At 37.8% G+C, this 6,208-nt stretch carries 5 protein-coding genes and 1 tRNA gene; 5 read left to right on the plus strand and 1 reads right to left on the minus strand.

The genetic code is table 11. The features are described from left to right. Window positions 1-113: 113 nt before the first annotated feature. From secD to VJJ26_04975, 5 genes are all read left to right on the plus strand, one after another. The gene (secD, locus tag VJJ26_04955) at window positions 114-1,667 is read left to right on the plus strand and encodes a protein translocase subunit SecD (protein ID HLC07503.1); all 1,554 of its coding nucleotides are present in this window, start codon (window positions 114-116) and stop codon (window positions 1,665-1,667) included. A 42-nt stretch (window positions 1,668-1,709) separates the two neighbouring features. Then, window positions 1,710-1,786, plus strand: a tRNA-Met gene (locus VJJ26_04960). A 21-nt stretch (window positions 1,787-1,807) separates the two neighbouring features. Next, window positions 1,808-2,392 (plus strand): CDP-diacylglycerol--glycerol-3-phosphate 3-phosphatidyltransferase, encoded by a 585-nt coding sequence (gene pgsA, locus VJJ26_04965; GenBank protein ID HLC07504.1) that lies wholly within the window; start codon window positions 1,808-1,810, stop codon window positions 2,390-2,392. A gap of 216 nt (window positions 2,393-2,608) precedes the next feature. Beyond that, the gene (locus VJJ26_04970) at window positions 2,609-3,175 is read left to right on the plus strand and encodes a glycerol-3-phosphate acyltransferase (protein ID HLC07505.1); all 567 of its coding nucleotides are present in this window, start codon (window positions 2,609-2,611) and stop codon (window positions 3,173-3,175) included. Between the two features lie 107 nt (window positions 3,176-3,282). Continuing rightward, the gene (locus VJJ26_04975; GenBank protein HLC07506.1) at window positions 3,283-5,022 is read left to right on the plus strand and encodes an ATP-dependent DNA ligase; all 1,740 of its coding nucleotides are present in this window, start codon (window positions 3,283-3,285) and stop codon (window positions 5,020-5,022) included. A gap of 55 nt (window positions 5,023-5,077) precedes the next feature. On the opposite strand, the gene VJJ26_04980 is transcribed toward VJJ26_04975, so the two are convergent. Beyond that, complete coding sequence (locus VJJ26_04980; protein HLC07507.1) at window positions 5,078-6,073, minus strand: M48 family metalloprotease; 996 nt, start codon at window positions 6,071-6,073, stop codon at window positions 5,078-5,080. Window positions 6,074-6,208: the final 135 nt, after the last annotated feature.

Below are 6,208 nucleotides of genomic sequence, written 5' to 3' on the forward strand. Positions count from 1 at the left end.
TGATCCTTCAACAGGTTCAGGATGAGCGCCTAAAAAAATGCATATATACCAAATAATTAAAAAAAATATTTACATAAAAAAAGTAGAGTACATAGGTTTAAGGAGTTTTTTCGATGAAATTAATAGCTCGACGCCTTGCAAGTTCTGAATTAATGATCTGGTTATTGTTGTGTGTCATTGGTATCTATTTCCTGTATCCACTTCGTAAATCATTGCGTTTCGGCATAGATTTGGTTGGCGGTACCTATTTAACACTCGAAGTACAAACCGATAAAGCTATTGAAGCAGAACTACTCAGTAAACTTCAAAGTATTGATTCAAAATTAAAACGTGAACGTTCACTATCTCTCATTTCTAAAACAATTGCTAACGAAAAAATTACCCTTACTTTCGAAAATCAAAATCAAGCACAAGAAGCCTCTCGTATTTTAAAAACTGATCAACGAGATTTAGTCCAATCAGTTGATAAAAACACCATTACACTACACTTCTCTGAGCAAGCGGAAAAACGTATTAAAACTGATGCTGTTTCACGTAATATTGCTGTGTTACATACACGTCTTGATAAATTCAGCGTTGCTGAAATTCTTATAGTACCGCAAGGTGAAAAAAATATTATTGTTGAACTTCCCGATGTTGCTGATCCTCAAGAAGCAAAAGAAATGATTGGTCGCGCAGCTCTTCTTGAGTTCAAGATTGTTGAAAAAATCGGTTCAAATGAAAGAGAACTGTTGCTTGAGTATGATGGTGATCTTCCTGATGATTTACAAATTCTACCAGGTGAACGCGAAAACGGACGCTCTCTTTATTACGTAGTACAAAGATATGCAAAAGTAACTGGTAACATGCTTGCCGACGCTAAGCCCGCAATTGGTGGAAGAACTGGCGGTGAAGCTGTAGTACAATTTTCATTTAATGATGAAGGCGCTGATAAATTTTATGAACTTACGAGCAAAAATATTGGCCGCCAACTTGCGATAGTACTTGATAATGAAGTAATTTCTGCGCCAAAAGTAGAATCTGCGATCCGCGGTACTGGCAGCATTACCGGAACATTTTCTGGTGCTGAAGCAAAAAAATTGGCATATCTACTTAAATCAGGATCTTTTGCTGCTCCAGTAACCTTTGAAGAAGAACGACAAATTGGACCTTCACTCGGTGCTGCATCAATCAAAAGTGGTTTGATGTCTTGCTTGGGTGGCTTTTTAATTGTCCTTATATTCAGCTTATATTATTACAGATTCTGTGGTTTTCTCGCATCTTTAGCACTACTGTATAATTTGATTTTTATACTTGTTGGTCTTGCGTGGCTACGTGCAACTTTAACATTACCTGGTATTGCCGGAATGACGCTTACCATTGGTATGGCTATCGATGCTGCAATCCTTATTTTTGAACGTATTAAAGAAGAATTGGCAAAAGGAAGCGGTCTTAAAAACGCTGTTGATAATGGATTTTCTGGTGCAATGGCAGTAATCTTGGATGGTAATATTACTACGTTCATCAGTGGTATGGTTTTATACAACTTAGGATCTGGCCCAATACAAGGTTTTGCAGTAACTCTGATGTTAGGAATTATTGCTACATTAATCGCAACGCTCTTTTTCTTAAGGTCATTCTTTAAGTTTATTTTGAACAACTTTAGTATTCAAAAGCTTTCTATTTAGTGCTATACTAAGGCAATATTTGATAAATCTGGTAAATTTAGTGGCGGCGTAGCTCAGTTGGTTAGAGCGGCGGAATCATAATCCGTAGGTCCGGGGTTCAAATCCCTGCGCCGCTACCAGAAAACTCCCTGAAAAAAATAATGTCTAACAAAGAACTTTCACTACCGATGATTTTAACGTACATACGATTGATTGGCGCACCACTGGTGTTGCCTTTTTTTCTTGTATATCTTTTACCTTACAATATCTTTTGGCTTAACTGCAGCTTAGCCACATTGTTTTTTTTGTTTGGATTAACTGATTTTTTTGATGGGTACTTAGCACGCAAATATCATCAAGTTACCACAACTGGCGCTCTGCTTGATCATGTTGCTGATAAATTTTTGTTATATTCAACACTGATTGCACTTGTTACTGCACATAAACTTTATTTTTTCTGGGCAATTGTGTGGATAGGTCGAGAATTTTTTGTCATGACATTGCGTCAAATTGCGTTAGAACGTAACACCTTAATTACCGTTTCGTCATATGGCAAATTAAAAACTGTTGCTCAAATCGGATGCTTAACATTTATAATCGCTAATCCCGCTCATACGCTTGGTTTTTTTGCATCATATTGGAATATTGCTGAATTCGCATTGTTACTTTGTGCAACAGCATTATCATTAACAAGCGCTTACAATTACTTTTCTGTATTCATGAAAAATTTTTCTACAAAATTATAGGCTATTTATCTTCGCAACATATGCAAGATAAACAGACCTTTATGCAATGTAAAAACATGGTACCATTATATGAGAGAAAACATATAACAACAAATCTTCACCAATCTGCTTGATCTATCATCTTAGCGCTCATTCTGAACCTGTTGAAGAATAAAGCGCTCCGATCCTTCAACAAGTTCAGGATGAGCGCGGTGGAAAAATAATAAAGGTTTTACCATGGATATTTTTACTATAATTATTGTATCACTTGCATACATCATTGGTGCAATTCCTACCGGCTATCTTATTGCCAAACTCAAAGGCATTGCCGATATTCGTGCACATGGATCAGGCAACATTGGGGCAACCAACGTATCGCGTGTTTTAGGTAAGCATTATTTTTTTCTTATTTTTTTTCTTGATGCAGGCAAGGCGTTTTTATTCATACACATGATAAAACCTTATTTTGACTTTAATTACCTCTGTGTTTTTGCAAGCATACTGTTGTTTGGTAATGGTTGTTCATTGTTTTTACGTGGCAGCGGCGGTAAAGGTGTAGCAACATTGTTCGGATTACTTGTAGCACTCAACACATATACAGCAGTTATGTTGTTTGCAATATGGGGCGCACTATTGGTTATCACACGCACTGTTGGTATTGCCTCCGTTGGTGCAGCTGCATGGTTACCTTTTTGCGCATATGCAGCACACAACCCACCACTCTTTGTATTTTCACTTTTTGCTGCACTGTGGATTGTCAGGACTCATCAATCTAACATTCAGGCATACTGGAGCAATCGTTGAATAAAAAGTTCACGTCGTGCAAAATTATTGGCATTATACTTTTTATATGCGCATTAGCGGTGACAGTTTTATCAAAAAATTATTTTTATGGACAAAGTAGGAACCGTATGAAATTTATTGAAGTTGCACACAGTTTTAATGAAATTGAACCAATTGCAGCACGCCTAGAAATAACACGCCTACTTGCTGATTTATTTAAAAAAGCTTCACCACACGAAGCAGAAATTATTGCATCACTTTCGCTCGGCGAGTTGCGTCCACCGCATCTGGGGACACAGTTCAATATTGCAGAAAAGAATCTGATCAAAGCCGTTGCTGAGTTTTTGGATATCGAGCCAGAAACGGTCAAAAAAAATATGAAAGAATTGGGCGATATCGGTTTAGTTCTTAATTCATACGAATGGCAACATACAAAAGAACTTTCCGTAACACAAGTATACGATGCACTCTGTACAATAGAACAAACAGGTGGAACGGGTTCACAAGAAGAAAAAATTAATCTTCTCACGCAACTCTTTGCAGAACTTGATCCACTCTCGGCAAAGTTTGTTGCACGCATGGTAATTGGTAAACTGCGCCTTGGTTTTTCTGATATGACGATTATCGACGCACTTTCCTGGATGGAAGCTGGCGATAAATCACTGCGACTTGCGCTTGAAGATGCGTACAACGTCTGCGCTGATATTGGTCTTATTGCACGTACACTCAAGGAAGGCGGTATTGCAGCAATTAAGCACATGAACATCAAACTTGGAACCCCAATTTTACCTGCAGCAGCAGAACGACTACCAACAGCACAAGCAATCTTTGAAAAATTGGGAACCTGTTTTGCTGAACCAAAACTTGATGGTTTTCGTTTACAAATACATCTTGATAAAACAAAAGCTCATCCAAAAGTTCACTTTTTCTCTCGTAACTTGCAAGATATGTCAGCAATGTTTCCTGATATCGCAAAAGAATTACTCAAACTTGATGTAGCAAACCTCATCTGCGAAGGTGAAGCAATTGGATTTGATCCAAACACTGGAGGATTTTTACGTTTTCAAGAAACGGTAAAACGCAAACGAAAACACGGCGTAGAAGAAGCTGCAACAGAATTCCCGTTACAGTTATTTTTATTTGATTTGCTCTATCTTAACGGACAAAGTTATTTGGATACGCCATACATCAAACGCCACACGCAACTGGAAAAATTATTACACAACATAAAATCTGAACACCTCTTTGTTATAGACCATACTGAAATGAACAGTGCGGAAGCACTGACAAACTATTTCTTTGCAACAGTAGCAACAGGCCTTGAAGGCCTGGTAGTAAAACGCCCCGACGCAATCTATCAACCAGGAAAACGTAACTTCAATTGGATTAAGTTAAAACGCCAAGAAGAAGGGCACCTCGAAGACACCTTAGATTGCGTCATTCTGGGATATTATGCAGGTAAAGGCAAACGCGCACATTTCGGCATTGGTGCATTTTTAGTTGGCGTGTTCAATAAAAAATTGGATATGTTCCAAACGGTGGCAAAAATTGGCACCGGCATGACTGATGAAGAATGGCGAACGTTAAAGAAAAAGTGTGATACGCTATCAACAGAACACAAACCAAAAAACGTGCAGTGTGTCAAAGAATTAACGCCTGATGTGTGGGTAACGCCAGATGTTGTCTGCCGCGTGCGTGCTGATGAAATTACCCTTTCTCCACTGCACAGCGCGGGTAAAACTGAAAAACATCTTGGTTATGCCTTGCGCTTTCCACGTTTTATGGATTATCGTGCCGATAAAGGTGCAAATGAAGCCACAACGGATACAGAAGTTAAACGATTATATGAAGATCAGTTTATAAAATAGCGAACAAAAAAAGCCACCGAATTAAATCGGTGGCTTTTTTTAATGCTTAAATAAATTACGCTTGTTGCGTCTCTAAATATTCTTGAGCTGCAGCAATACGTGCTTGCGGACTTGGATGAGCTCCAATAAATGTTTCGTAATATATTTTCTTATAAAGATTAGTATAAGATTGTCCAGCTCTTGCTACGTAATAACGAGCTACAAGCGAATAATAATCAATCATAGAAAGATTTGGCTTATTTTGTTGCAGTAACTCATAGATTGATGCAAATTCTTCTTCTCTCAATTGATCTTTTTTCAATAGCAATTCAAAGAATTCTATAATCCCTTGTGACTTGCCATTTACTTTACACGCAAACTCATCTGCTTCTTTTTCAAAGCGTTTATTAATAATCAGTGAAGGAATATAAGACAATAAGTACATAAGTCCATCTAGCTTCAATCCATACTTAAGACTTGCCATCGAAAAACTATACGGATTATCGAAGGATTCCGCACGAGGTGGTTGCATGTCAAGAATTCTGATTAATGCATGGTAAGCTACTATTTGCAGTGCCACTAATGCTAATATTTTATTAATATGATTATGTTTAATGTGACCAATTTCATGAGCAACAACACCTTCTATGGCATTATCAGAAAGATCTTTTATAAGTTTTTGGCCAACAACAATAGCTCCGCTACTTGCAAACAATTTTTGCGCAGCAGCATTAAAAAAACCGTCTTGACGTGTTATAAATATTGTGGGAGTTGCAATTCTTGCTTTTTTACAAATACCATCCACATAGGCATATAAAAGAGGCATTGTTTCTGGAGTAACTACGACAACATCAAGCATGAAAAATAAAATTCTTACAAATCGTTGAAACCTGGTCAAATGTTTATAGGTAACGGTATCTCGTTGAATTTTACTCAATCCAGAGTGAGCATCTTCGTCAAATATCATTTTGGTTTCGGGTGCTTTTTTGAACGCTTCTAATTCAACGTAATAAATACCATGATTATCAGCTACCTCAGCTGCTAGAGCAACACTTTGGGACAATATAGTCATAACGTCCCCGTCGAGCGGGGAGCTTGACGGCTTGTAGCACCCCCTAGGGGTGCCAACTAAAGTATTAAACTGTTATTTTACTAAAATTCACCATCTTCATCTGAGCCAATGCCATCTAGCTGCAGCTGGTTTTTT

The sequence above is a fragment of the Candidatus Babeliales bacterium genome, assembly GCA_035288105.1.
Taxonomy (GTDB): domain Bacteria; phylum Babelota; class Babeliae; order Babelales; family Vermiphilaceae; genus SOIL31.